Genomic DNA, 23,973 nt, shown 5'->3' with positions numbered 1-23,973 from the left:
TAGGTTGGACCTGTTTTTCTTTTGTAATACGCCATTTACGGGATTTCCTTTCCATTATTGGGCACACTATCCGTACCTGTAGACAGTCTACATTCTACATTCCATGGATAAGGGTGAGCAGCTTGAGCCAGTTTTTTCAAGCATGGAAAAAAAGAAAAGAAGCCCTCCAGTCAAAAACGTTGGAGCAGCACTCCGACAAGAGCATGGAAAGCGTATCGGATGTTGCGCTCACGACAAATGTGGAGGAAAACATCCAATTGATTCAAGCGCAGCTTGGAAAGTGTGACGATCTCGTCGTTCGTCGTTTTCAAACGAAGACAAAGACGCAAGCCGCTATCGTTTTTATAGATGGCATGGTGGATCGAAATGTCATCAGTGATTTTATTATTCGCTATATGACGACTCCCGATATCACCTATAATGATCCGGCGACAAATGAGCTGGATTTGACAGACAAACTGAGGCAGATCGTCCGAAATATTTTGTCTGGATGTGCGGTACTGATCCTCGATGGATGTCAAAATGCTTATTTGAATAACACGAGAGGTTGGGACAGGCGTTCAGTGGAAGAGCCTCAGACGGAATCCGTCGTACGAGGGCCACGCGATGGTTTTTGTGAGACGTTGTGCGTGAATTCAGCACTAATCCGCTTCCGCTTGAAGGACCCGAATCTCAGAGTGCGACATATGGTTGTCGGAGAACGAACGCAGACTGACATTTACATCATGTACGTCGAGGGTATTGCGTATCCCCCGATGGTAGAGGAAGTGATTGCGCGAATCGAGAGTAATGTTCGGGTGGATTCTGTGCTGGAGAGCGGGTACATCGAACAAATGATCCAGGATCGGAGATGGTCTCCATTTCCGCAGATTCAAAATACGGAGCGCCCGGACAAAGTAGTGGCCAATCTTTTGGAAGGGAAGGTAGGCATTCTGGTAGATGGGACTCCGTTCGGATTGATTGCTCCGGCTGTTTTTTCGCAGTTTTATCAGAGTCCTGAGGATTATTACGAGCGGTTTTATATCGCGACTTTGATTCGTTTCATTCGGATTATCAGTATCAGCATTGCCTTGTTGTTGCCGTCTCTTTATATCGCTTTTAGTTCGTTTCATCCAGAGATGATCCCTTCTCGACTGGTCATTGCGATGGCGGCAGGACGATCTACCGTTCCATTCCCTTCTTTAATCGAAGCGCTGTCTATGGAGTTGGCCATTGAAATATTGAGGGAAGCGAGTGTGAGGCTGCCGGGGCCAATCGGTCCTACAATTGGGATTGTTGGGGCACTCGTGGTTGGGGAAGCAGCGGTAACGGCTGGGCTTGTCAGTCCTGTCATGGTGATCATCGTGGCTGTAACGACAATTGGCTCGTTTGCATCCCCAAGTTACAGTGCAGCGATTGCTATACGCATGCTCCGCTTTCCGGTAATGATTCTGGCAGGAATGTTTGGTCTATACGGTATTATGCTGTTTTTGATTGTCATCCTCATTCATTTGTCTTCACTGAAATCGTTTGGAGTGCCCTATATGAGCCCGCTTAGTCCGCTCAACCTGAATGGAATGAAGGACTTGTTCATACGGGCACCCCATCACATGTTGAAAACAAGACCGATGATGTTTCATGTTCAAGATAAAATCCGGATCAGAGAGGAGGATAACCAGAAATGAACAGGAGGGAAGGGCACGGCTGGCACCAGACTCTATCGATGTGGCAGCAAATTTGTCTCATTACAAGTACCTTAATCGGTGTCGGAGTTTTGACCCTTCCTCGCACAACCAGTTCGAAATTATATGAGGCAGGCTGGATCGCCCCTCTGATTGGCTCAGCAGGTGCGTATGTCTCCTTATGGTTAATTGTCAAATTGAGCAAGCGTTATCCAGGGGAAACCTTTATTGAATACAGTCACAAGGTGTGGGGATCGGCCAAACGGCCTTGGGTGGGAAAAGTTTTCAGCCTTCCTTGGATTGGTATCTATCTGGTATACCTGTATTTCTCCACGGCCGTCGTCTCGCGTGTATTTGGTGAGGTAGTTGTCACATCCGTTCTGTTGCAGACTCCGTTGGAAGTTATGCTCATGACGATGTTTTTGTTGATACTATTTTTGTGTATGCATGAGGTGGAGGTAGTAGCGCGAGTAAACGAGCTGCTGTTTCCTTTTATTATCTTTCCCCTTCTTTTTATCGCGATTGCGTCATTTCAAAAGTCGGAAATTGGGAATCTCCTGCCGATTAATCATGTGTCGATCCGATCAATGGTAGAAGGAGTGTACGAAGGAATTTATTCCTATTCCGGTTTTGAAATTATGTTCATCTTTTTCGCCTATGCGCAACAAAACACGAACAGGGAATTAGCGGGATTGTACAGTTTATTGATTGCAGCATCACTCTACATGTTGATTGTGGTCGCGGGTATTTCGGTGTTTGGTTACGAAGAGCTGCAAAGGGTGACGTGGCCGACACTAGAATTGGTCAAGACGACTCAGGTGCCTGGATTGATCTTGGAACGATTGGAGTCCGCTTTTTTGGCAGTGTGGGTTTCGGCTGTTTTTACTACGGTAGCCAATGCGTATTACGTAGTTGTTTATTCATTGAGACAGTTGTTTCGTAAAGGAATCAGGTTTCAAAGAATCGTGGCTTCTGTCCTTCTCATCCCTTTATTCTTCTTTGCCCTCATTCCACAAAATATCACGGAAGTATTCAGTATGGCGTCGTTCCTGGGGTTGTCTAGTCTGGTCATTAATTTGCTGATCCCTGTCGTTTACTGGGTAGCAATCCTCATCCGCGACATGGTGACCCGACGAGAGGGGCGGAATATGGATGGGTAAGTCGCTTAGATACTTCGCTTTATTGATCATCTCTACAATCCTGCTGACAGGGTGCTGGGACAGACGTGAATTGGAAGAACGCGCATCGGTGTTGGCCATTGCGATAGATCAGGATGAAAAAAATGAAAATCTGTACAAAATAACCGTCCAAATCCCTATTCCCATCAAAATCGCGGGGAGTAGCGGGAAGGGCGGAGGAAATAATGCGGATGCCGTGAAAATCATGAGCGTGACAGGAAGAACGGTGACAGATGCTTCCAACAACTTGCAAATGCGGCTAAACCAGCGATTGTTTCTTGGACATACGCGTATTCTTGCCGTAAGTGAGGAGATTGCTAGAAAGGGAATCCAAGATATTATGGACAGTTTTCGTCGCGAACCGCAAATACGGAGACTTCTGTGGCCGATCGTCGTGAAGGGCAAAGCGTCGACCTTGCTGGAAATCAAACCGAGAATCGAGCCGATTCCAGTCGTCTATATGATGGGGCTGATCGAAAATGGCATGAAATTAGGAAGAATTCCAGACCAAACGTTGGGCGACTATTTCAATCAGACCTCTAATCTAACCATGGAGCCGTTTTTGAATTACGTAGAGGCAAGAAATAATGAGGTGAGCTGGAAAGGGGTTGCTGTTTTTCGCGGACACAAAATGGTGGGGATATTGGATCACGTGCAGTCATGGGTATTACTTCAGCTGCGAAATGAAAAACCAGGTGGAGACATTGTGATTCCCTTGCCGAAAACCAAGAACGGATATGTGAGCTTTCGTCCGCATTTTGCAAAAAAAAAGGTGATCATTCACAAATCCACTTCCGCTACCTATCAATGCGAGCTCCAAGGAGACATTGTCGAACTTACAGAAAACCTGAAAATGCCTCCAGAGCAATTCATCCTACAAATGCAAGCGCTTATTAAAAAAGAAATGGAGAACCGCGCAAAGAAGCTCTTGCAGCAATTACAAAAGCAGTACAATAGTGACATTTTGAAACTGGGACTTACACTGCGTGCAAAGCATTACCAAGACTACTGGAAAACGCACAACTGGAAGCAAGATTTCAAGGATTTTCCGATTCGTGTTACATACACAATCAAGCTGCGCCGTCTTGGTATGGAAATGCAATAGGAGAGCGATCACTGTGGAGAATCAGAAACGGAATTTTGGTACCTGGCAACTGACAAGCATTATGGTCAGTTCGATGATCGGGGTGGGTATCCTCATCATCCCGAGAACGGCAACCGAACTTCTTCATCAAATGGGGTGGATAGGCCCTATTGCAGGTGCTTTCATAGCACTCGTGGCTGTGGCGGCTATCGTTTATTTAGGCAACCAGTTTCCTGGCCTTACCTTTGTGGAATTTATGCCGAAAATATTTGGTGTTGCCATCGGTACCCTGTGTATATTTCTTTTCATACTCTATCAGTTCCTTAATGCGGGAATCACAGCCAGATTGTTCGGGGAAGTCGTCGTGACCTCCGTATTGCAGCAAACACCACTGGAAGTAATTATCATCACGCTGCTATTGTTGGTCGTGTTTCTTTGTTGTCATGAGATTGAAGTTGTGGCAAGGGTAAATGAGCTGTTGATTCCTTTCCTCCTTTTGCCGTCTCTCTTGATTCCGCTCGTCTCCTTCATGAACGCAGATTGGTACAATTTATTGCCATTCCGATTCGAGTCATGGACAAACGTCATGAAAACGGGGCTGAATACGTATACGCTCTACACTGGGTATGAGTTGTTAATGGTTTACTTTGCCTTCGCTATTCCCGGGGCAAGGCTAGGGGTGGCTAGCATGACAGGTATGAGCTTTGCTCTTGTCGTTTATGTGATTACAGTTGTCGCAGGCATTACTGTATTTGGCTATGAAGAATTGCAGAGGCTGGTGTGGCCTACACTTGAACTGGTCAAGGTAACGCAGAAAACCGGCTGGTTTTTGGAGCGTTTTGAGTCCGCCTTTCTTGCGATTTGGGTTGCTTCCGTATTTACAACAATCGGGAATATGCTTTACGCGACGATTTTTTCATTGCGGCGCTTTTTTCACAAAGGCATTCGTTTTCAGCAAATCACCGCGATTGTGATCATGGTGCCTCTTTTTTTCCTAACGTTAGTGCCGCAAAATATAGTGGAGCTGTTTTCTTATACACAGCATTTGACCAATGTAGGATATTTGATCACCATCATTATCCCTATCTTGCTGGCAATCACTCAATTCATACGCAATCAGTTCAACAAAGGTCGAGAAGTGAACAATGAAAAGGGAGGGACATAGGAGCCCCTCCCTTTGTAGCATGTCTGTTCGAAGAAGAAATGGTTAGATTGGCTTTTCGGCTTGCTCAGGCAAGTGTTCCGCGATAGTCGTAATCATGGATTGACGTGAGGAAGCATCACTGTTTTGCCACAGAACTTCAAACAAAACGCCTAACCCCGGCAGTGTCTTCTCCTGACCGCTTGAGATAGCATCACTGATGGTCTCTTCCACTTCGTTTGGATCTGAGCCTTGCATTTTGTACATGATCGCTTGACGTAAATTGAGTGAGGCAATATTCATGACCGCGCTTGCACCTCTCTTGTGAGAATGAATTCAAGAAATAGTATTTGTAAACGCTGATTTGTCATACCATGCTTTTCGTACAAAACGTTCATGACCGTTTTGTGGGGGATGTTTTGGTTGTGCTATAATGCTTGTTATTGGTAAGTTCCGTAAAGGGGAAGATTAACATGTCCAAGCAATTTGCCATTATCGGGATGGGACGTTTTGGTTCTAGCGTGGCGAGAACGCTGTACGAGATGGATTATGAAGTGATGGGTATAGATGAGAACGAGGAGCGCATTAACGAAAATATTCAGTATGTAACGCACGCGGTAGCAGCTGATTCTACGGATGAACGCGCCTTGAAGGAAATCGGCATCCGCAATTTTGACGTAGTTGTCGTGGCCATTGGGGTCGATATTCAGGCGAGTATCCTGACGGTGTTGACGCTGAAAGACTTGGGTGTTAAAAAGATCGTGGCAAAAGCACAGAATGAGCGTCATGGACAGGTACTGTACAAGGTGGGAGCTGACCGTGTCGTATTCCCTGAGCGTGACATGGGGGTTCGGGTCGCCCACAATCTGATCTCTTCGAACGTACTTGACTTTATTGAGCTGGCAGAGGACTACAGCGTAGCGGAGGTAGTCGTGTCGTCCAAGCTGGTCGGTCAAAACTTGCGCCAACTGGATATTCGGAAAAAATACGAGGTCAACGTGATTGCCATCAAAAGCGGAGATAAATTCAATATCGCTCCTAGCCCGGATGAAGTCATCCAATACGGCGACGTGCTTGTGGTGATCGGGAACAACAAAGACTTACGCGAATTTGAGGAGCGGGCATAGGTTTATGACAAATGATATCATTACTTCAGTACAAAACCCTCTGGTAAAGCGATTGCACCAGTTGCTATCACGGAAAGGACGAGAAGAGCAGCAGCGTTTTCTCGTAGAAGGGGCGCATCTGGTAGAAGAGGCGCTAAAAAGTGGGGCGGAGGTAGTCACGGTGATTTACGATCAGCAGCGTGACATGGACCCTGCTTGTCAGCGTGCTTTGGCTAATCATCCGGAAGCTGTTCAGGTCATTGCTGCGTCAGAGACAGTGCTGGCGAAGCTGTCCGAAACGAAGTCACCGCAAGGAATTGTGGCCGAAGTGAAAAAAACAGCAGCAGATTGGGCAAAATGGGTGGATCAGAAGAGAGAGGAACAAGGAAGCTTACTGCTCCTCTTTTTGGACGAAATACAAGACCCGGGCAACCTCGGCACGATTTTGCGTACAGCAGAAGCGGCTGCAATCGATGGTGTTGTACTGGGGAGTGGCAGTGTCGATATTTACAATGGAAAAGTGGTACGGGCAACAATGGGGGCACTGTTCCGCATCCCGGTCTTTACGCAATCGTTAGTTGACACGGCTGATGAATGGAAGGCAAAGGGAGGGAGAGTTCTCATTTGTTCGTTGGAGCAAAACAGTGTTTCCTATGACGAGGCTGATTATGCGGGTCTGACGGCACTGGTCATTGGCAATGAAGGAAGAGGTGTCTCCAAAGAGATGTTTGCCAAAGCTGATCAATTCGTCCACATTCCGCTTTACGGCGGAGCGGAGTCGCTGAATGCAGCGGTTGCGGCAGGAATATTTGTCTATGAGGCACAGCGCAAAAGAAGATAATAGGGAAAGCCGACATCCGAGAAGAATAAGGATGATCGGCTTTGTTTGTGTGATCCACCGAAAAGGATTACATGGGACCTACATTAAAATGGAAGATATACACTTGCGTACCACCGTAATAGACATCAACCTTGTAGTAGCCTGGAGACGATGCAATCACTCGGCCTTGGGAATCGATGCTAATCCCACCCCTTGTCGACTCGTATGAGATAACACTCGTATGGTTGTTGGTTGGGAGTCTGTCATAAATAGGGTTTTGATAAATGTCCAGATTAACGTTGACTTCTGTAACGCTTGACATGGCAACCACTGCCTGCGAAGGCTTGTTCGAAACCTCGGCAGCACTTGCACCAGCTTGTCCTGCCAAAAGCAATGGGATTGCCAGCAGACTTGACGCGATAAGATTCCACTTTTTCACAAGAATCACTCTTTTGTATTATATAGATAAAATATACTATTTTACCATATTTTTTCAATTTTTGCATATAAAAAAAGATCGGCATGTCTAGCCGATCTTTTGCTCGTTCTTCTTCTCTTTAAACTCTTCACGCGCGAGTTGCCATTGATCCTGCGCCATCCGGATAATGCCGCTCTCAATGGTATGGTTGCGAAAGGCGAGTGCCTTGCCGAAATATTTAATGGCTAAGTCAAACTTTTCGAGTCTGCGATAGAGCTCACCAATCAAGTACAGCAAGCGGACTTCGGTCATTTCTTTGTCACCGCGTGTATAATCGGAATGAATATACGATTGTTCATATTCTTCCACGGCCATATCGATAAAGCGCATTTCTTCCGTGACATTTTTTTGGTATCGATAAAGCCATGCAAGGCGCAAATACAGACCCGCTTTTACGGAATGGGGCTGATCTGTTATTTCAGCTGCATAAATAGCGAGCTTGTAGCTGACAATGGCTTCTGGTACGTGTCGAACCTTGCCAAAATCTTTTGGCTTCCATTTCGAGGAGATTTGTTCATCCACAATCTGCTTTTGCCAGGGGGCGAGCTTGTCCCGGAATTGATCCGTAAAAGCAAAGCCGCATTCAGGGCAGACATTGACGGTATATAAAATGGGATTTAAAGATTGTTCTTTAAAAGTGGTATAAAAATCGCTGTCGCGGTTGACCATCGTCAACGTGCCGCTTCTGATCCTTTTGGTCGAAAAGGTCGCTTGGCAATGGCGGCAGCTGCTTGTCTTATCGTAAAGGGCGGAAACATTATCTATCATGTCAAAATCCCCTTTCGAATGGGTAACATACACATGAAAACACAATCTGGATATGTAACATTTGTAGAATTGAAAGTTCTCTCTTGTTACGCTATAATTTTCCTTACGTCACAATTATAACGTAAAGCGATGACGGAGACTAGTACGCAGGACCTATCTGTTTTTCCAGGGAGAAGATGCCACAGACTGCGAGCATCTTTAACATGATAGCTGCCGAATTCACTCCAAAGCCGCACTCTGAACCGCTTTTCGCGCAGTAGGAGCAGCCGGGTCATACCCGTTACCAATGATCTGAAGTGAGACAAATGTCTCTTTCCACTAGTGATATTGTCATGGATTTGTCACAGGGTGGAAGCGAATTGTCTAACAAGGGTGGTACCGCGAGAAAAAAGTAACTCGTCCCTTTTTGAGGGGCGGGTTTTTCTTTTTCCAAAACAGAAATAAAGGAGCGATTCGAAGTGCAAACTCGGTTGCAAGAAATGAAAGAGTCCGCACTGGGCCAAATCAGCCAAGTGACAGAAGCCGCACAACTTCAGGATTTGCGCGTCAAATACCTGGGGAAAAAGGGCGAGTTGACAGAACTGCTGCGCGGCATGGGCAGCCTGTCCCCAGAAGAGCGTCCAGTTGTCGGTCAGCTGGTGAATGAAGTAAGGGAAGCGCTGGAGGCAGCGTTCTCCGGTAAACAAAAAGCATTTGAAGAAGCGGCTCTCTTTGCCAAGCTTTCTTCTCAAACGATCGATGTGACACTGCCAGGACGCCCAGTACCAGCAGGCACCATGCATCCGCTTTCTCGGATCATTGAAGAGATCGAGGACATCTTCATTGGCCTAGGCTTCGAGGTGGCAGAAGGTCCTGAGGTTGAAATGGACCACTTCAACTTCGAGATGCTGAACCTGCCGAAGGATCACCCGGCACGCGATATGCAAGATACGTTTTACGTCACAGAAGAGCTGCTGCTCCGTACGCAGACATCCCCTGTGCAAGCACGTACAATGTTGAAAAAAGAAGGCAAGACCCCGCTCAAAATGATCTGTCCGGGTAAAGTGTATCGCCGTGATGATGACGATGCGACACATTCCCACCAATTCACGCAGATCGAGGGTCTTGTGATTGATAAAAAAATCGGGATGAGTGACTTGAAAGGTACCCTCTTGACGTTTGCCCGTCAAATGTTCGGGGAAAATCAGCAAATTCGTCTGCGCCCAAGCTTCTTCCCGTTCACGGAGCCTTCCGTAGAAGTAGACCTGCAATGCTTCAACTGCGGCGGTCACGGTTGCCGTGTATGTAAGCAAACCGGCTGGATCGAGATTTTGGGTGCTGGTATGGTACACCCGCGCGTACTGGAAATGGCTGGCTACAACCCTGAGGAAGTCAGCGGCTTTGCATTCGGTATGGGTGTGGAACGAATTGCGATGCTCAAATACGCGGTAGAGGACATCCGCCATTTTTATACCAACGACGTTCGTTTCCTGCGTCAGTTCAATCGAGGCTAGAGAGGAGAGGTAAAGATGAAGGTATCGTACCAATGGTTATCTGAATACGTCGATCTGAGTGGAACGACGCCCCAGGAGCTGGCTGAAAAGCTGACTCGCAGCGGGATTGAAGTAGACGCAGTTGAATCGCGCAACGAAGGTGTATCCGGTGTTGTGATCGGTTATGTAAAAGAACGCAGCAAGCACCCAGATGCAGACCGTCTCAACGTATGTGTGGTTGATGCAGGACAAGGAGAAGACCTGCAAATCGTTTGTGGTGCAGCGAACGTAGACAAGGGACAAAAAGTTCTCGTTGCCCTGATCGGTGCGAAGCTCCCAGGTGGTCTTAACATCAAGCGTTCCAAGCTACGCGGTGTAGAATCCCAAGGAATGATTTGCTCTGCAAAAGAATTGGGCTTAAACGACAAGCTTTTGGCAAAAGATCAGCAAGAAGGCATTATGGTCCTGCCAGCGGATGCGGAGATCGGAATGGATGCTGTTTCGTACCTCGGCTTGGATGACTACGTGCTGGAATTGGGATTGACCCCGAACCGTTCGGATTGCTTGAGCATGTTGGGGGTTGCTTACGAGGTTGCTGCTATCTTGGGCAAAGAAGTGGTATTCCCGCAAATCGAGCTGACCGAAAACGGTGGCGACAACCCGATCCAAGTTAAGATCGATGCGACAAATGAATGCTATCAATACCACGGTCGTCACTTCACCAACGCCAAAATCGCGACATCTCCGCAATGGATGAAAAATCGCCTGATGGCAGCAGGAATTCGTCCAATCAATAACGTGGTAGACGTAACGAACTACGTCCTGCTCGAGTACGGTCAGCCGCTGCATGCTTTCGATGCGACACAGGTAGCTGATCGCTCTATTGTCGTTCGACTGGCAAACGAGGGCGAAAAGCTTGTGACATTGGACGATCAAGAGCGCGCGCTGGATGCACAAACCTTGCTGATTGCCGACCAGACCAAAGGCTTGGCGATCGCTGGTGTAATGGGCGGAGCGAACTCCGAAATTACTGGTGAGACGAGTGAAATCATTCTCGAAGCAGCTTGGTTCACGCCAAAAACAGTGCGTCGCACAGCTCGTATGCTCGGCATGCGTACAGAAGGCTGCGTACGTTGGGAAAAAGGCGTTGATCAAGCACGTGTACAAGAAGCTGGTGAGCGCGCCGCTGCGCTAATTCAGCAATTGTCTGGGGCAACCGTATCCAAAGGAATCAGCTCTGCTGTTGTAAGCGAAGCTGCGCCTGCTGTTGTTTCCGTTACGCTTGCAAAAATCAATCAGCATCTCGGAACCGACATGTCTGCTTCTGATGTATCGCCGATTTTCGAGCGTCTGCAATTCCCGTATGAAGTAGCGGGCGAGAAATGGACGGTAACTGTTCCAACGAGACGTGGCGACATTACGCTGCCAGAGGATTTGGTGGAAGAGGTTGCACGTCTGTACGGCTACGACAACATTCCGACCAGCTTGCCTTCTGGTTCGACCACACAGGGACAGCTGACAAAAGAACAGCAATTGCGCCGTACGATCCGTCATCACCTGATCGGTACTGGTATGAATGAAGCAATTTCCTATGCACTGGTTCATCCAGATCGTGTTGAGGCAGTAGCGGGTCTGCATCAGGAAAAAGTAAACCCTGTTGCGCTCATGATGCCAATGAGTGAAGACCATAGCGTTCTGCGCACGAGCTTGATTCCTAGCCTCTTGGAAACAGTCGCTTACAATAAAAACCGCCAAAACCACGATGTTGCGATTTTCGAATTGGGCCGTGTGTTCTTGACAAAAGAAGAAACACTCACCCAGCTTCCGGAAGAGCGTCTGTATGTAGCGGGTGCATTGACTGGACAACTGCTCACACAAAACTGGATGGGCGCCAAGCAGCCTGTTGATTTCTTCCAAACCAAAGGGATTGTGGAATCACTCTTCGCTCGGTTGGGCATCCAAGCTACCGAGTACAAAGCAGTCCAGGACATCGCAGGTATGCACCCAGGACGTACAGCAGAGGTATGGGTAGGAGAAAAACGTCTGGGCTATCTGGGGCAAGTTCATCCGGGCACAGAAAAAGCGTATGATCTGTCCGAAACGTACGTATTCCAGTTGGATGTAGCTGTTTTGATTGATGTAGCTACCGAGGTTGGACATTACAATCAGCTGCCGAAGTCCCCTGCGGTAACGCGTGACTTGGCTCTCGTTGTCGATCGCAGTGTAGCTGCTGGTGCATTGGAAGCAACGATTCGTGAAGCGGCAGGAGAGCTGCTTGAGTCCGTAACCCTGTTCGATGTATACATGGGTGAGCGTATTGCCCAGGATAAGAAGAGCATGGCATTTGCCCTCGTATTCCGTCACGCAGAGCGTACCTTGCAGGACGAAGAGATTCAACAAGTGACTACTGCTGTCATCGAAGCCTTGAAAAACAACACAGGTGCTGAACTGCGCATGTAACACAGCTTGACGAACTCTGACATTTTCAGTAACCTAAAAAAGGATAATGTAGAGCAAAGGTCGCAGTAGGGAGGTACCTCTCGTGCAAGGTGATGGGAAAAATCGTTTGACGGTGGACATCTTTGGCCAACAATACCGGCTCAGCGGCAAGGCAAGTGTCAATCACATACGCATGGTGGCCGGTTTCGTTGATGACAAGATGAACGAAATCGCAAACGGCAACCATCGACTGGATACTGCCAAAATTGCCGTACTTTCTGCAGTCAATATCGCGGATGAATACTTCCGCTTACGTCAGGAGTACGAAGAACTGCTGAAAATCATTCAGGAAGAGGCAAAGGCTAAACCGATAGATTAAGGAAAAGAGGGGCGAAATGCCTCTCTTTTCACGTTGTGGGTAAAAGGAGAAGAGCCACCCCGTCTTTGATGGGATGGCTCTTTGTTGCATTTTTCCTATGTCTCCTGCTTGTTCCCGGCATCTCCATTGCGCAAATCCATATGGGTTTTGATCGGGATAAACAAGTCGATGATCCCAATCACCAAGGAAGCCAGGAGCGCTCCAAGAATCGTTACGCGGAAGCCAGAGACGATGAACTGTGTGAGATAAATCACGACGGCACTGACCAAGAAGCCGATAATACCCCGATTGTACGGCGAAATTCGTTCTCCGAAGATGGCTTCTACGGCCCAGCCAATCAGTGCGATGACAACGGCCGCGAGCAGAGCTGTCCAAAAACTGCTAACTGAAAAGCCGGGGACCAGAAAGCCGACAAACATCAGGACTACGGCAGCGACGATAAAGCGGACGATATGGCGCATGATCGTCAAGTGTACTCCTCCTTTAGGGTTGTTTCACCTTTCATTCTCTCACGCAAGGAGCTGAACTATGCCAAACGAAAACGTGTAAAATTATCCTTCGCTAGTGGTGCCTGTCCGAAGCTATCCGTTGCCCAAGTTTTCTAAGCTCCGCTGCCATGCTATAATGGGGAGATATCGTAATGATTGCCGGTACAGACCGTCGCTCCCGCCCGCACGGTACAACGGTCGCCGCTGGATAAAGAAGGAGGAGCACAGTGGAACAACGGGTTTTAAAGACGTTAGAATACGATAAAATAGTCGCCCTGTTGATTGACAAGGCATCTTGCACATATGGAAAAGAAAAAGCATCAGAGCTGATTCCTTTTTTACGCTTGGATGAAGTCATTACTGCTCAGCAAGGGACTGAACAAGCAGCAACCGTGTTACGCTTAAAAGGCAGCGTACCGCTCGGAGGCATTCGCGATATCCGCGGCCCCGTACAGCGTGCCAGATTGAACGCCATGCTCGCCCCGATGGAATTGCTGGATATCGCCAGCACCGTTATGGCCGGACGCAGGCTCAAGACGTTTTTGCTCGATATGTGTGACGATCACGAGCTGCCATTATTGCAACAGCAGGCAGAACGTATTGAGGGCCTGCGCGAGTTGGAAACCGAAATTCGCCGCTGTGTTGATGAAAACGGCGATATTTTGGACAGTGCGAGTCTTGAATTGCGTCAGGTGCGTCAGGAGATTAGACAGCTCGAGTCGCGCATTCGCGAAAAGCTCGATCAAATGACACGCTCGTCTACGTACCAAAAAATGCTGATGGAAAACATCGTTACGATTCGTGGAGATCGTTTCGTCATTCCAGTGAAGCAGGAGTATCGTTCGGTATTTGGTGGAATTGTTCACGATCAGTCGGCATCCGGAGCGACGCTCTTTATTGAACCGGAAGTGATCGTCGAGATGAACAATAAGCTTCGCGAGCTTCGTCTGCGCGAGGAGCGTGAAGTGGAGCGCATTCTGTATGTGTTGACGGAGCAAGTATCCTTTGCGGTAGAGGCTTTGGTCGAGAATACAGAAGCACTGACAGAGCTCGATTTTATGTTTGCCAAGGCGCAGCTTGCCTGGAGCATGAAGGCGATTTGTCCACGCATCAATGATCGCGGATACGTGAACATGCGAAAAGCGCGTCATCCACTCATTCCACGTGAAGTTGTCGTTCCAGTAGATGTGGAGCTAGGTGGAGAGTATCAGGCGATTGTTGTGACGGGTCCGAATACAGGGGGGAAAACCGTTTCCCTCAAAACAATCGGACTGCTGTCCTTGATGACGATGGCGGGCTTGCATATTCCGGCGGAGGAAGAGAGCGAGATGACTGTATTCTCCTCCATTTTTGCCGATATCGGGGATGAGCAATCCATCGAGCAGAGCCTGTCTACATTCTCGAGCCATATGACCAATATTATTCAAATCTTAGCGAAAATGGATGACAAGAGCTTGGTGTTGTTTGACGAGCTAGGCGCAGGAACAGACCCAACAGAGGGTGCTGCTTTGGCCATGTCCATCATCGACCATGTGATTGATTCCGGTGCGAGATTGGTTGCAACGACTCACTACAGTGAACTGAAGGCGTATGCCTACGATAGACCCGAAGTCATCAACGCCAGCGTAGAATTTGACGTACAGACGTTGCGTCCTACTTATCGCTTGCTCATCGGGGTGCCTGGCAGATCCAACGCGTTTGCCATCGCAAGACGCTTGGGATTGCCGGAACACATCATTGATGTAGCGCGTGGCTCGATCAGTGAGGAAGACAATCAGGTCGAGAGCATGATTGCTTCGTTGGAGCGTAATCGCAAGTCGGCGGAAGCAGACAGGTTGGCAGCAAAGGCAGCCCGCCAGGAAGCGGAAGAACTGCGTAGACAGCTCGAGGAAGAGCGCGCCCAATTTGCTGAAGAGAAAAACAAACGAATGGAGCGAGCAGAAGACGAAGCGCGAATTGCCGTCCAACTCGCAAAAGAAGAAGCAGAAACGATCATTCGCGAGCTGCGCGAAATGATGGCAGAAGGCATGGAAATCAAGGAGCATCGTCTCATCGATGCGAAGAAGCGCTTGGGCAATGCCGTGCTTGAGCTGGAGAAGGAAAAGGTGAAGAAGCCGGCAAAAGCAGTTCGCGCCACGCAGATCAAGGTGGGCGACGAGGTAATGGTGACGAGCTTCGGACAAAAAGGAACCGTGCTGGAAAAGGTAAACAATGAAGAGTTCCTCGTGCAGATCGGGATCATGAAAATGAAAGTAAAGCGCGATGATATGCATGTACAAAACTCCATCCAGCAAAAACCGCAAGCGGCTCCGTATACCTCTGTGAAACGTCGCAGTGACAATATCAAGATGGATCTCGACTTGCGCGGCTACAACGTCGAGGACAGCATTCGGGAAATCGATCAGTTTTTAGATGATGCACTGCTGGCAGGCTTGCACTCGGTGTCTATTATTCACGGACACGGGACAGGAGTACTGCGCAAAGGCGTGCACGAGTATTTGCGGAGTCATCGTAATGTAAAATCCTTCCGCTTGGGCGGTCAAGGAGAAGGCGGCGTAGGTGCTACCATTGCCGAATTGAAATAAGAGGTCGGGAGGGACATATGGAAAGCCTTCTACACAATCCATATTTTGCAACTGCAGCTTATTTTACAGTGTCTGGACTGGCGATGGTTTTATTCTTAGCCATTTTTGAACTGGTGACGCGATATCGTGTTTGGGAAGAATTGAAGCGTGGGAACATGGCAGTAGCAATGGCAACAGGCGGGAAAATTTTTGGGATCGCGAACATTTTCCGTTATTCCATTCAGGCGCATTTGTCTTTGGGCGAAGCGTTGATTTGGGCGACATTCGGATTTTTCCTGTTGCTGTCTGCGTACTTCATTTTTGAATTCATGACCCCAACGTTTAATGTTGATCAGGAAATTGCGAAGGATAACAGGGCCATTGGCTTTATTGCGATGGTCCTGTCCATCGGTTTTTCGTATATCATAGGGGCATCCTTGCCTCGTTAGACGGGTTGAACGATATTTCAAACGAGAGTATAATTTGATTTGGCGAAAGAGTACCAAACTATTCTGCCCAATCAACGTCCTTTTTACGAAAAAGAGGACAAGCCAAGATTGTATGGGGGAGGAACAGCCTTGGAAACGTTGTACAAGGTCCTCATCGGATTGTGTGTGCTTTTTGTCGCTGCAGGTGTTTACTACCTGTCCTAAAAATATACGCAAGTTGGCCGCGTGACTTCTACAGTCATACGGACCTTACTTGGAGAATGTGAAAGAGGAGATACGCAATGACTCAACCTGTACGCGTAGCTGTTGTGGGATTGGGGTTTGTAGGCTTGCCGTTGGCGCTTACCTATGCCATGAAAGGAGCAAACGTCATCGGTATTGACGTCTTACCGCATGTCGTCGATGAGATCAATGCGGCACATTCCCATCACCTTGAGTCCTATCAGGGAAAAACGTTGCCAGAGATCCTCAAAGAGCAGATTGAAGCAAAACGTTTCCGTGCAACGTCCTCCTACGAGGAAGCTGCTGCGGAAGTCCATAACTATATTGTAACAGTTGGGTTGCCTGTTCATAACGGCGATCCTGATCTCGGACCGCTGAAAAGCTGTGCACAGTCGCTCGGTCGTGTACTGAAAAAAGGCGATACGATCATGATCCGCAGTACCGTCGTACCAGGAACGACAGAAGATGTGATTCTGCCGATTTTGGAGGAAACAAGCGGCCTTGTTGCGGGTGTCGATTTCTACCTGACATACTGCTCGGAGCGAATTGCAGAAGGGCGTGCTTTTGAAGAGTTCATCCATATGCCGCTCGTTTTGGGTGGCATCAATGAACAAAGCGCTGAAAAAGGTAAAGAGTTGTTGTCCTTCATCAGCGAGACCGACATTACGATTACGGATATCCGCGTAGTCGAGACAGCAAAAGTCATCGAGAACATCCAGCGTGATGTGAACATTGCGATGGTGCAGGAATTCGCTCGTTTCTCTGAGGCATTTGGCATCGATACGTTCGAGCTGATCAAGGTTGCTAATACGCACACACGTGTAAACCTGTTATCGCCAGGACCGGGTGTAGGCGGCTTCTGCTTGCCGAATGCGTTGTACTACTTGCAGCCTAAAGCACGTGAATTGGAAGTAAACCTGCCGATTCTGCAATTGGCTCGCAACACGAATGATGCGGTACCTGAAGTGTTGATCGGCATGCTCGAGCAAGCTTTGAAGAAGAATGGCAAGACATTGGCAGGAAGCCGTGTAGCTGTGTTGGGAATGGCGATGAAGGACTTTTCCAATGACGACCGCGTAAGCCCTGTCCACGACCTGATCAAGGTGCTCATGGCAAAAGGAGTAGACGTTCGTTCCTACGATCCGGCTGTTCCGACTGTGTATGATCACAAGGTTGACAGCCTGGACAAAGCAGTGAATGGAGCAGATGCGTTGATCCTGACAGCTGTACAAACGGAATTTGCTGAGGCAGATTGGGCACAGGTTGCTGAAAAGATGGCTGACGCACCGATCCTCTTCGATACAAAGAACCGCATCCCGCGTGACCTTGTCAGCAAGGCGACAGTGGTGCGCATTTAATTCTTGAACAAGTTCCACTGACTTGAATGCCAAAACCTCTCTAAACGCACGTAAAAGCGTTTGGAGAGGTTTTTTTCATAAAGTAGTGAACCATATTGAACGAGAGAGCCAATACATGGTGTATACAATTTCAGGGGGCCCTCCGATGAATGATCAAATGTTAGAACTGTGGCTGGACCGTTTGCGTGAAGGAGATCAAGAAGCTTTTGAGGTGATCTACAGCATGACGCGGACAAAAATTTACGGTACCGTAGCAGCCATGGTCACGAATAAAGAAGATGTTCATGATATTGTAAGCGAAATTTACTATCAGCTATGGAGATCACTGCCTGCCTATGATCGCAAGCGTCCGTTTCTTTTCTGGGTGAATGGGATTGTCATTAGACAGGTGAATAACTGGCGTAGACAGATTTGGAGAAGATTCCGTCTGTTAGAACGAAAACAGAGCTTGGAAGAAGAGCAACATGTCGAAACACCGGATGAGCCAATGCTTGCGATGGAGTCTGCCACAGAGATGCAGCAAGCAATCCAAAAGCTGCCGTTCAAGCTGCGGATCGTCGTGATTTATCGGTATTACTACGATTATACGTACGATCAGATTGCCGAATTGCTGCAAATACCTGTGGGGACAGCAAAATCGAGAAATCATCTAGCATTAAAGCGAATCCGCGAGTGGATTGACGTCGAATGGAATGAGGAGGCACTCCAAACATGTCTATCGAAAAAATCATAAAACAGTCACTCACCAAACAAATGGACGAAACCACGATCCCTGATGAACTCGATCAGCGCATCAGGCAGTCCTTTCATCGCTATCACAAAAAAAAGGAGACTGTATCGATGAAGAAAAAATTACTTATGATGGGATTAGTTGCTGCTATTATACTGCCGACTGGAGTATATGCGGCTTTAAATGGAACCTCTTATTTTGCAGACAATCCAAAAGACTTGAACGGTTTGGTGGGTGAAGAGGTTAAGCAAGCAGCGGCAAAAGGGTTGTCCATTCCGATCGATCAAAAAATTACCGATCAGGGGATTACGATTCATTTTACGGAAGTGTATGCGGAAGATAGCAAGGTTCTGCTGCACTATCGCATTGAACAACAAAATGGAGAACTGGTGCCTTTCGAATTCAATACGACAGGTTTAGATGTGGTAGGCGAAGAAAATGGCAATCCCGTGTACCAGGATAAAGGCTTGGAAGGTACAAGTTTCCTAAGCTTTTTCGGGGCCAGCAAAGAAGGTTATTTGCCTTTCTACTTAACAGACGAGTCCGGTAAGGAATTAGACGTGGGAATAGCCGATCATAACAAGCCAGAGGGCGTTCTTGCCTTCACCTCGCGTGAATTCAAGCTACCACAGCCACTCACTTTAAATATCGATGTGAACCGGATCGGTAAAACAAAGGGCAACTGGAAGGGACAATTTATTGTGGACCAGAGCAAAGCCAAAGAAGCAACAGAGGCTGCGAAGTAGGAGAAAAAAATTCGGTCATGTATAATAAGCCTCGTAAATGGCAATAGTAACCGAGGTAAGACAATATTTCAAATGTCATGTAAGGGTTACATGCTAGGAGGCAAAAATGGAACGTGGAAGAGTAAAGTGGTTTAACAGTGAAAAAGGTTTCGGTTTTATCGAGCGTGATGGTGGAGATGACGTATTTGTTCACTTCTCCGCTATTCAAGGCGAAGGGTACAAATCCTTGGACGAAGGGCAAGAGGTGGAGTTTGACGTAGAAAACGGTCAACGCGGTCCTCAAGCGACGAACGTTCGGAAATTATAAAAGCTGAAACGACAAGCAGACTCACATGGTGGGTCTGCTTTTTTATTTGGGTAGTAACTACAGTGGAGGAAAGAAGTGAATTTCCAGTCTACGCTTCGGAATACGAACAATAGTATATTTTTTGCAAATCCACATCATTTGTCCAACACGCTTTGTCCGTCTTTCGCATTTACATGTAGTAGTCTCATGTAAAGGAATGAACTGCACATGTCCCGTCGGAAGGATAAACTGACAGTCATTTACCAAAAGGGTAAAAAGCGAATGGTCGTGAAGACATTTTTGCGTGAAACCAGTAGAGTGGTTGTCGTACTCAATACGCAGTTTACGAATGCCCCAAACACCACCCAAATTGCCAGTGGAGCAGGACGAAGCGGTGCTGCCGGTAATGATGCCGCCATCGATTCATCGAACACACTGCAACAACAGAGCGTGGGAGCTGGTGGAATTGCGCGAAATCGGGGAATGGCCGGCAAGCAATCGGAGTATCATGGTCATCATAAGGGCAAAAAGAAAAATGGAAAAGAAGCCATTGTGGTGATAAACGATCAAGTAGTCAAGCTGGCAAGACGTCTTAGAAATGCTTCCGCCACACAAGTTGCAGGTGGGGGTGGCACGTACAGTACAGGTGGTACGAATGCTGCGATTGAAAGCTCCAACACGAAGCAACAGCACGCTGTTGGAGGCGGGCCAGGCTCTCGGGCATCCAATCGAGGAATGAACAACAGACAGAAGGAGAAAGCGAAGGGAAAAGCAATAGCAAGAAAGGGAAAAAGAGGCTTCCGGCCACAAGTAGCGCGGAAACGGAAGAATAGGCGAGCTTGAATAATCTACCGCCAAAATGGAGAACGGAAGAACTGATTTCAGCCCTTCCGTTCCTTCCTTTATTCTTTTTAAAAAAATTCAGCACCGGATGCCAGGTTCAGCATAGCGCGCATTGTTTTGTACATATCCTGCGGATTGGCTGCATTGTAATAAACTGTGTTTGTTGCTGTTTCATAACGCGTGCCCGGGACAATTGCGGCCATCTCGGCTTGTCCTGCGTGTGAGAATTCCATCGCCAGCTCTACAGGTACAGCTGTACGGAATGGCTGGATGTTGTTCCGGTTGCGCAAGGCATTGGCTGTCTTGCGTTTCAGTTCAGCGGTCGCTTCTTCGCGCGAGAGACAGATAGCAGCTGTGCGGGATACCGCTTCCTTCACGATCGCTGTTTGGATGCCTGGAATCAGTTCCTGTGCTTCGACGGCGATGAGATTATCACCAGACACCATGACAACAGGAACGTTATGCATACCCGCGATCGCGGCGTTAAAGCCGAACTCACCCACGACTTGTCCGTTGATATACATATTGTGAACCACACCGGACATCGTATGGCTGAGCACACCAGGAATCCCTTGGCGAGTATGATAGCCGATAAACATCGCTGCATCAAAGCTCTCATCGATACCCTGCATCATGGATGAATCGCGTGGAGAACCTGCCAACAGTCTTGCTTTCGGATGGAGCTTTTCCCAGAGAATGTTGTTCATCGTGTTGTGGCTGTCTGCTACGACAATTTCCGTTACGCCAGACTCAAGTGCAGCTTCAATAACCGCATTGGCATCATCTGTCATAAATTGGCGTCCACGCTGATAGTTAACCCCCGAATTCGGGTTAATATAGCTCGTATCTACAATGCCTGAAATACCTTCCATGTCTACCGATAGAAATAGTTTCATCTCATTTTCACCCTTTCTGTCTGGTGCAGCTTGCTATACAAAATAGTTCCAATTCATATGTAACCAGATTGATCATGAGTAGGCAACTATAAAAACAGATTCTTCAAATAAATCATATAAAAAAAGCACGATGCCCGCTGTTCGCGTTTCACCGTGCCTTTCGTCATTTCAGTAACGTACGATAAAGAGCAACAATTTGTTTGGTCATGAGTTGAATGGTAAAAGTCGATTCTACTTTGTTCAACGCGTTTTGCACCAAGATCTCACGCAATTGTGGTGAAGTCCAAAGTCGTTCCATTGCTTGCGCCAATAAAGCAGGATTTCCCGGTTCGACGATCAGCCCCGTCTCGCCATCGAAAACAAACTCTTTCACACCACCGACATTGCTTGCTACGACAGGAACCTCCGAAGCCATTGCCTCGATGATGGTATAACCAAGCCCTTCGTACAAGGAAGAGTGGACAAATCCATCTAAGGCATGCAAGCACGCAGGAATGTCTTGCCGAAATCCAGCCAAGCGAACACGCGATTCCAGCCCCAATTCTTTTACCTTCGCTTCAAGCATTGCACGTTCAGAACCGTCTCCGATCAACACGAGATAAGGAGACGCCTCTTTCGTGTCCGCCACAAGCGTATGAAAAGCATCGAGCAGAATCGGGAGCCCTTTTACAGGAACAAAGCGAGCTGCTGTCCCGAACAAAAAGGCGTCCTCTGGTATGTTCCATTCCGCACGCAATCGATTGCGGTCATTCTCCCGTAAATGGTTTTGCCGATAAGGCTTCATGTCCATTCCGTTATAAATCACGCTAATGTCAGACGAGCGAACACCCTGCCCCCGCAAAATATCGGCAATCGCACCACTGATCGCGATGTAATGACGGTTCCAATGTCTCGTGCTCATTTCCATCATGCTGACAATGGCATAGGCCAAGGAGCTTGTATAATCATAACGGAGTGAGCTGTGAACAGTGGTCAGCAAAGGAACCTTCATAGCGCGAGCGGCCAGTCGTGAAAAGAAATTGGCTTTAATCCCATGCGTATGAATGATCGCTGGTTGGAATGTGGTAAAGGCATTCCGCAGAGCCTGTAGCAATCGTAAGTCAAAACGTCCGAACTGATTCAGTGTAATGACTTGGATGCCTGATTCCCGCAATTTACTCGCAAAAAGAGAATCATAGAAGCATACGACTGCGACTTCTACTTCGTCGACTGGAAAAGTAGTGACCAAATTGAGAATATGTTGTTCAGCACCGCCAAATTCCCCCCCGCCAATCACGTGGAGGACTCGTAATTTGCTCATCTGAATTCACCCGAATCGTAATTAAAAACCCTACTGAGGTTATGTACATGGAGGCACGACCGAATAGAGGCCGTGTACCGAAAAAATAAACGATCATTTGTAAACAAAGCCATTTTCACTATAGCAGATGCCTGCTAGATTCGCAATAAGACAGCACTTATGGTATCGTTGATGATGGAAAATTGAAATGGAGAAGGACGGTTACGTAAATGAATACGCACAACGTATTGATCATATGCTACATATTTCCTCCTATTGGGGGAGGCGGCGTGCCAAGACCGTTGAAAATGGCCAAATATTTGGGGGAGTTTGGCTGGAATGTCCATGTACTGACAGTAGATCCTGCTTATCATGCGACGCTCGATCCATCCCTTTTGGCACAACTGCCGAGTGATGTCACCATTCACCGTGCGAAGGAGTGGCAGCTGCTGCCGAATCGAGGGGGACAAGCCCCATCAGCAAGTGCCAATACAACGTCTACACCATCACAGCCATCATTTAAGGCGAAGGTAAAAAAACAGATCGTCAACGTGCTGAAAAAAGTGAAGCCATACTTGTTGATTCCAGACGACCAAATCCTATGGATGCCGAATGCGCTCAAGCTAGGGCGAGAAATCATGCGACGTGAAAAGATCGACGTGATTTTTTCTACATCGGGGCCCGTAACGAACCATTTGATTGCGAAAAAGCTTTCCCGTGAGTTTGGCTGCAAATGGGTAGCGGATTTCCGTGATCCATGGACGCAAAATATGCACACCTCTGGCATCGAATGGCGAGAGCGCATGGAAGAGCGAATGGAGGAGGCGGTGATGTCCCAAGCGGATGCGATCACGACCGTTACTGCAACCTTCGCCTATAATTTTCGCGAGAAGCATAAGAACCGCATCAAGCGGATGGAGCTGATCTACAATGGGTTTGATCAGGCTGATTTTCAAGGGTTGGCTCCCAGCCATGCTGCTCCGGACAAGTTTCATGCGGTGTACGCAGGTATTTTGTATCAAAAGCGCAACCCACGCCTTCTCCTGCAAGCCATCCGGGAACTCATCGATGAAAAAGCAGTAGACCGAAATGATCTCTTGCTCAGCTTTGCTGGGGTGTTCGATTACCCGGGGTATTCCGAAAATCGCGATTGTGTGGAAGTATTGGGGCTGAGTGACATCGTTCGCGTGTTGGGGAACCTGCCGCATAAAGAAGCGCTCGGATTGATGAAAGGCGCGAATGCTCTCTTGCTGATCGGGGATGTGTCCGCTGACGCCGGAGCGTATATTCCGGGCAAGCTCTACGAATACATGGGGATTGGCAACCCGATCCTTGCTCTGAACAAAAGAGGCGAAGCGACAGAGATTATTGAAGATTTCCGTCTTGGGCAAGTAGCCGATCCTGAGCAAAAAGACGAGATCAAGCAAGCATACCTGAAGCTGTATCAGGAGTGGAAAGCGCAAGGACAAACGGGTAGCGAGGAACGCGGAGCGGATTTTGCAGAGCGTGTGAAACCGTATGAGCGCCGTGAGCAGGCGAAGCAATTGGCGCAATTGATGGATGAACTGGTGAAAAAATAGTACAGC

The 23,973-nt window shown here is 47.9% G+C and carries 23 protein-coding genes; 17 read left to right on the top strand and 6 right to left on the bottom strand.

Translation table 11 applies throughout. The annotated features are described in order from the left end of the window. The first annotated feature begins 122 nt into the window (after positions 1-122). The 4 genes from HP570_RS07740 to HP570_RS07725 are packed head-to-tail and all read left to right on the top strand — an operon-like array spanning position 123 to position 5,088. Entirely contained in the window at positions 123-1,664 is a 1,542-nt protein-coding gene (locus HP570_RS07740) for a spore germination protein (RefSeq protein WP_064200977.1), read from the top strand. Continuing rightward, entirely contained in the window at positions 1,661-2,821 is a 1,161-nt protein-coding gene (locus HP570_RS07735; protein ID WP_173625361.1) for a GerAB/ArcD/ProY family transporter, read from the top strand. The genes HP570_RS07740 and HP570_RS07735 overlap by 4 nt, the downstream gene beginning before the upstream one ends. Beyond that, positions 2,814-3,944: a Ger(x)C family spore germination protein gene (locus tag HP570_RS07730; protein WP_064200975.1), complete on the top strand. Its 1,131-nt coding sequence runs from the start codon at positions 2,814-2,816 to the stop codon at positions 3,942-3,944. The genes HP570_RS07735 and HP570_RS07730 overlap by 8 nt, the downstream gene beginning before the upstream one ends. 13 nt (positions 3,945-3,957) lie before the next feature. Next, complete coding sequence (locus HP570_RS07725) at positions 3,958-5,088, top strand: GerAB/ArcD/ProY family transporter (protein ID WP_173625360.1); 1,131 nt, start codon at positions 3,958-3,960, stop codon at positions 5,086-5,088. 42 nt (positions 5,089-5,130) lie between these two features. Here HP570_RS07725 and sspI read toward each other — a convergent pair whose 3' ends face one another. Beyond that, positions 5,131-5,367, bottom strand: a complete 237-nt coding sequence (gene sspI, locus HP570_RS07720) for a small acid-soluble spore protein SspI (RefSeq protein WP_012685360.1) — start codon at positions 5,365-5,367, stop codon at positions 5,131-5,133. Between the two features lie 170 nt (positions 5,368-5,537). On the opposite strand from sspI, the gene HP570_RS07715 reads away from it, so the two are divergent. Both HP570_RS07715 and HP570_RS07710 read left to right on the top strand, forming a co-directional pair. Then, a complete protein-coding gene (locus HP570_RS07715; protein WP_007728524.1) occupies positions 5,538-6,191 on the top strand; it encodes a potassium channel family protein in 654 nt (217 codons plus the stop codon). 4 nt (positions 6,192-6,195) lie between these two features. Further along, complete coding sequence (locus tag HP570_RS07710; protein WP_173625359.1) at positions 6,196-7,011, top strand: TrmH family RNA methyltransferase; 816 nt, start codon at positions 6,196-6,198, stop codon at positions 7,009-7,011. Positions 7,012-7,078: 67 nt separating this feature from the next. Here HP570_RS07710 and HP570_RS07705 read toward each other — a convergent pair whose 3' ends face one another. Next, positions 7,079-7,429 (bottom strand): hypothetical protein, encoded by a 351-nt coding sequence (locus HP570_RS07705; protein ID WP_173625358.1) that lies wholly within the window; start codon positions 7,427-7,429, stop codon positions 7,079-7,081. Between the two features lie 87 nt (positions 7,430-7,516). Next, positions 7,517-8,236, bottom strand: a complete 720-nt coding sequence (locus HP570_RS07700) for a DUF2225 domain-containing protein (protein WP_012685363.1) — start codon at positions 8,234-8,236, stop codon at positions 7,517-7,519. 458 nt (positions 8,237-8,694) lie between these two features. Here HP570_RS07700 and pheS point away from each other — a divergent pair, with 458 nt between their 5' ends. The 3 genes from pheS (at position 8,695) to zapA (ending at position 12,526) form a co-directional block, all read left to right on the top strand. Beyond that, on the top strand, positions 8,695-9,729 hold the full coding sequence (gene pheS / locus HP570_RS07695) for a phenylalanine--tRNA ligase subunit alpha (RefSeq protein ID WP_087345341.1): 1,035 nt from the start codon (positions 8,695-8,697) through the stop codon (positions 9,727-9,729). A gap of 15 nt (positions 9,730-9,744) precedes the next feature. After that, complete coding sequence (gene pheT, locus HP570_RS07690) at positions 9,745-12,168, top strand: phenylalanine--tRNA ligase subunit beta (RefSeq protein WP_173625357.1); 2,424 nt, start codon at positions 9,745-9,747, stop codon at positions 12,166-12,168. An 82-nt stretch (positions 12,169-12,250) separates the two neighbouring features. Then, entirely contained in the window at positions 12,251-12,526 is a 276-nt protein-coding gene (gene zapA, locus HP570_RS07685; RefSeq protein WP_007728510.1) for a cell division protein ZapA, read from the top strand. Positions 12,527-12,621: 95 nt separating this feature from the next. Here the strand turns inward: zapA and HP570_RS07680 are convergent, their stop codons facing one another. Next, entirely contained in the window at positions 12,622-12,996 is a 375-nt protein-coding gene (locus HP570_RS07680) for a phage holin family protein (RefSeq protein ID WP_041749319.1), read from the bottom strand. A 245-nt stretch (positions 12,997-13,241) separates the two neighbouring features. On the opposite strand from HP570_RS07680, the gene HP570_RS07675 reads away from it, so the two are divergent. The 7 genes from HP570_RS07675 (at position 13,242) to HP570_RS07645 (ending at position 20,212) form a co-directional block, all read left to right on the top strand. After that, entirely contained in the window at positions 13,242-15,599 is a 2,358-nt protein-coding gene (locus HP570_RS07675) for an endonuclease MutS2 (RefSeq protein ID WP_064200969.1), read from the top strand. A 17-nt stretch (positions 15,600-15,616) separates the two neighbouring features. After that, on the top strand, positions 15,617-16,027 hold the full coding sequence (locus HP570_RS07670) for a DUF350 domain-containing protein (protein WP_007728502.1): 411 nt from the start codon (positions 15,617-15,619) through the stop codon (positions 16,025-16,027). A 281-nt stretch (positions 16,028-16,308) separates the two neighbouring features. Beyond that, on the top strand, positions 16,309-17,607 hold the full coding sequence (locus HP570_RS07665) for a nucleotide sugar dehydrogenase (protein ID WP_173625356.1): 1,299 nt from the start codon (positions 16,309-16,311) through the stop codon (positions 17,605-17,607). Positions 17,608-17,752: 145 nt separating this feature from the next. Next, positions 17,753-18,340: a sigma-70 family RNA polymerase sigma factor gene (locus HP570_RS07660; protein ID WP_173625355.1), complete on the top strand. Its 588-nt coding sequence runs from the start codon at positions 17,753-17,755 to the stop codon at positions 18,338-18,340. Continuing rightward, positions 18,319-19,083, top strand: coding sequence for a DUF4179 domain-containing protein (locus tag HP570_RS07655; protein ID WP_173625354.1), 765 nt, complete (start codon positions 18,319-18,321; stop codon positions 19,081-19,083). Before HP570_RS07660 ends, HP570_RS07655 begins: the two co-directional genes overlap by 22 nt. Before the next feature lie 106 nt (positions 19,084-19,189). Further along, positions 19,190-19,390: a cold-shock protein gene (locus tag HP570_RS07650; RefSeq protein ID WP_012685372.1), complete on the top strand. Its 201-nt coding sequence runs from the start codon at positions 19,190-19,192 to the stop codon at positions 19,388-19,390. 207 nt (positions 19,391-19,597) lie between these two features. Next, on the top strand, positions 19,598-20,212 hold the full coding sequence (locus HP570_RS07645) for a hypothetical protein (protein WP_173605933.1): 615 nt from the start codon (positions 19,598-19,600) through the stop codon (positions 20,210-20,212). A 68-nt stretch (positions 20,213-20,280) separates the two neighbouring features. Here the strand turns inward: HP570_RS07645 and HP570_RS07640 are convergent, their stop codons facing one another. Further along, on the bottom strand, positions 20,281-21,108 hold the full coding sequence (locus tag HP570_RS07640) for a M55 family metallopeptidase (protein ID WP_173625353.1): 828 nt from the start codon (positions 21,106-21,108) through the stop codon (positions 20,281-20,283). Between the two features lie 163 nt (positions 21,109-21,271). Then, the gene (locus tag HP570_RS07635) at positions 21,272-22,408 is read right to left on the bottom strand and encodes a glycosyltransferase (RefSeq protein ID WP_173625352.1); all 1,137 of its coding nucleotides are present in this window, start codon (positions 22,406-22,408) and stop codon (positions 21,272-21,274) included. A 209-nt stretch (positions 22,409-22,617) separates the two neighbouring features. Here HP570_RS07635 and HP570_RS07630 point away from each other — a divergent pair, with 209 nt between their 5' ends. Next, complete coding sequence (locus tag HP570_RS07630) at positions 22,618-23,967, top strand: glycosyltransferase family 4 protein (protein WP_173625351.1); 1,350 nt, start codon at positions 22,618-22,620, stop codon at positions 23,965-23,967. Positions 23,968-23,973: the final 6 nt, after the last annotated feature.

The organism is Brevibacillus sp. RS1.1, assembly GCF_013284365.1.
GTDB lineage: Bacteria > Bacillota > Bacilli > Brevibacillales > Brevibacillaceae > Brevibacillus > Brevibacillus brevis_D.
The sequence above is the reverse complement of the archived record's forward strand: the minus strand, read 5'-3'. Positions and strand labels throughout refer to the sequence as shown.

What these genes read in the sequence shown, in the direction of transcription:
- HP570_RS07735 (WP_173625361.1), top strand. Translation starts at nt 1,661, where the DNA reads ATGAACAGGAGGGAAGGGCACGGCTGGCACCAGACTCTATCGATGTGG.
- HP570_RS07730 (WP_064200975.1), top strand. Translation starts at nt 2,814, where the DNA reads ATGGGTAAGTCGCTTAGATACTTCGCTTTATTGATCATCTCTACAATC.
- sspI (WP_012685360.1), bottom strand. Translation starts at nt 5,367, where the DNA reads ATGAATATTGCCTCACTCAATTTACGTCAAGCGATCATGTACAAAATG.
- HP570_RS07715 (WP_007728524.1), top strand. Translation starts at nt 5,538, where the DNA reads ATGTCCAAGCAATTTGCCATTATCGGGATGGGACGTTTTGGTTCTAGC.
- HP570_RS07710 (WP_173625359.1), top strand. Translation starts at nt 6,196, where the DNA reads ATGACAAATGATATCATTACTTCAGTACAAAACCCTCTGGTAAAGCGA.
- HP570_RS07700 (WP_012685363.1), bottom strand. Translation starts at nt 8,236, where the DNA reads ATGATAGATAATGTTTCCGCCCTTTACGATAAGACAAGCAGCTGCCGC.
- pheT (WP_173625357.1), top strand. Translation starts at nt 9,745, where the DNA reads ATGAAGGTATCGTACCAATGGTTATCTGAATACGTCGATCTGAGTGGA.
- HP570_RS07670 (WP_007728502.1), top strand. Translation starts at nt 15,617, where the DNA reads ATGGAAAGCCTTCTACACAATCCATATTTTGCAACTGCAGCTTATTTT.
- HP570_RS07665 (WP_173625356.1), top strand. Translation starts at nt 16,309, where the DNA reads ATGACTCAACCTGTACGCGTAGCTGTTGTGGGATTGGGGTTTGTAGGC.
- HP570_RS07660 (WP_173625355.1), top strand. Translation starts at nt 17,753, where the DNA reads ATGAATGATCAAATGTTAGAACTGTGGCTGGACCGTTTGCGTGAAGGA.
- HP570_RS07655 (WP_173625354.1), top strand. Translation starts at nt 18,319, where the DNA reads ATGTCTATCGAAAAAATCATAAAACAGTCACTCACCAAACAAATGGAC.
- HP570_RS07650 (WP_012685372.1), top strand. Translation starts at nt 19,190, where the DNA reads ATGGAACGTGGAAGAGTAAAGTGGTTTAACAGTGAAAAAGGTTTCGGT.
- HP570_RS07645 (WP_173605933.1), top strand. Translation starts at nt 19,598, where the DNA reads ATGTCCCGTCGGAAGGATAAACTGACAGTCATTTACCAAAAGGGTAAA.
- HP570_RS07640 (WP_173625353.1), bottom strand. Translation starts at nt 21,108, where the DNA reads ATGAAACTATTTCTATCGGTAGACATGGAAGGTATTTCAGGCATTGTA.
- HP570_RS07635 (WP_173625352.1), bottom strand. Translation starts at nt 22,408, where the DNA reads ATGAGCAAATTACGAGTCCTCCACGTGATTGGCGGGGGGGAATTTGGC.
- HP570_RS07630 (WP_173625351.1), top strand. Translation starts at nt 22,618, where the DNA reads ATGAATACGCACAACGTATTGATCATATGCTACATATTTCCTCCTATT.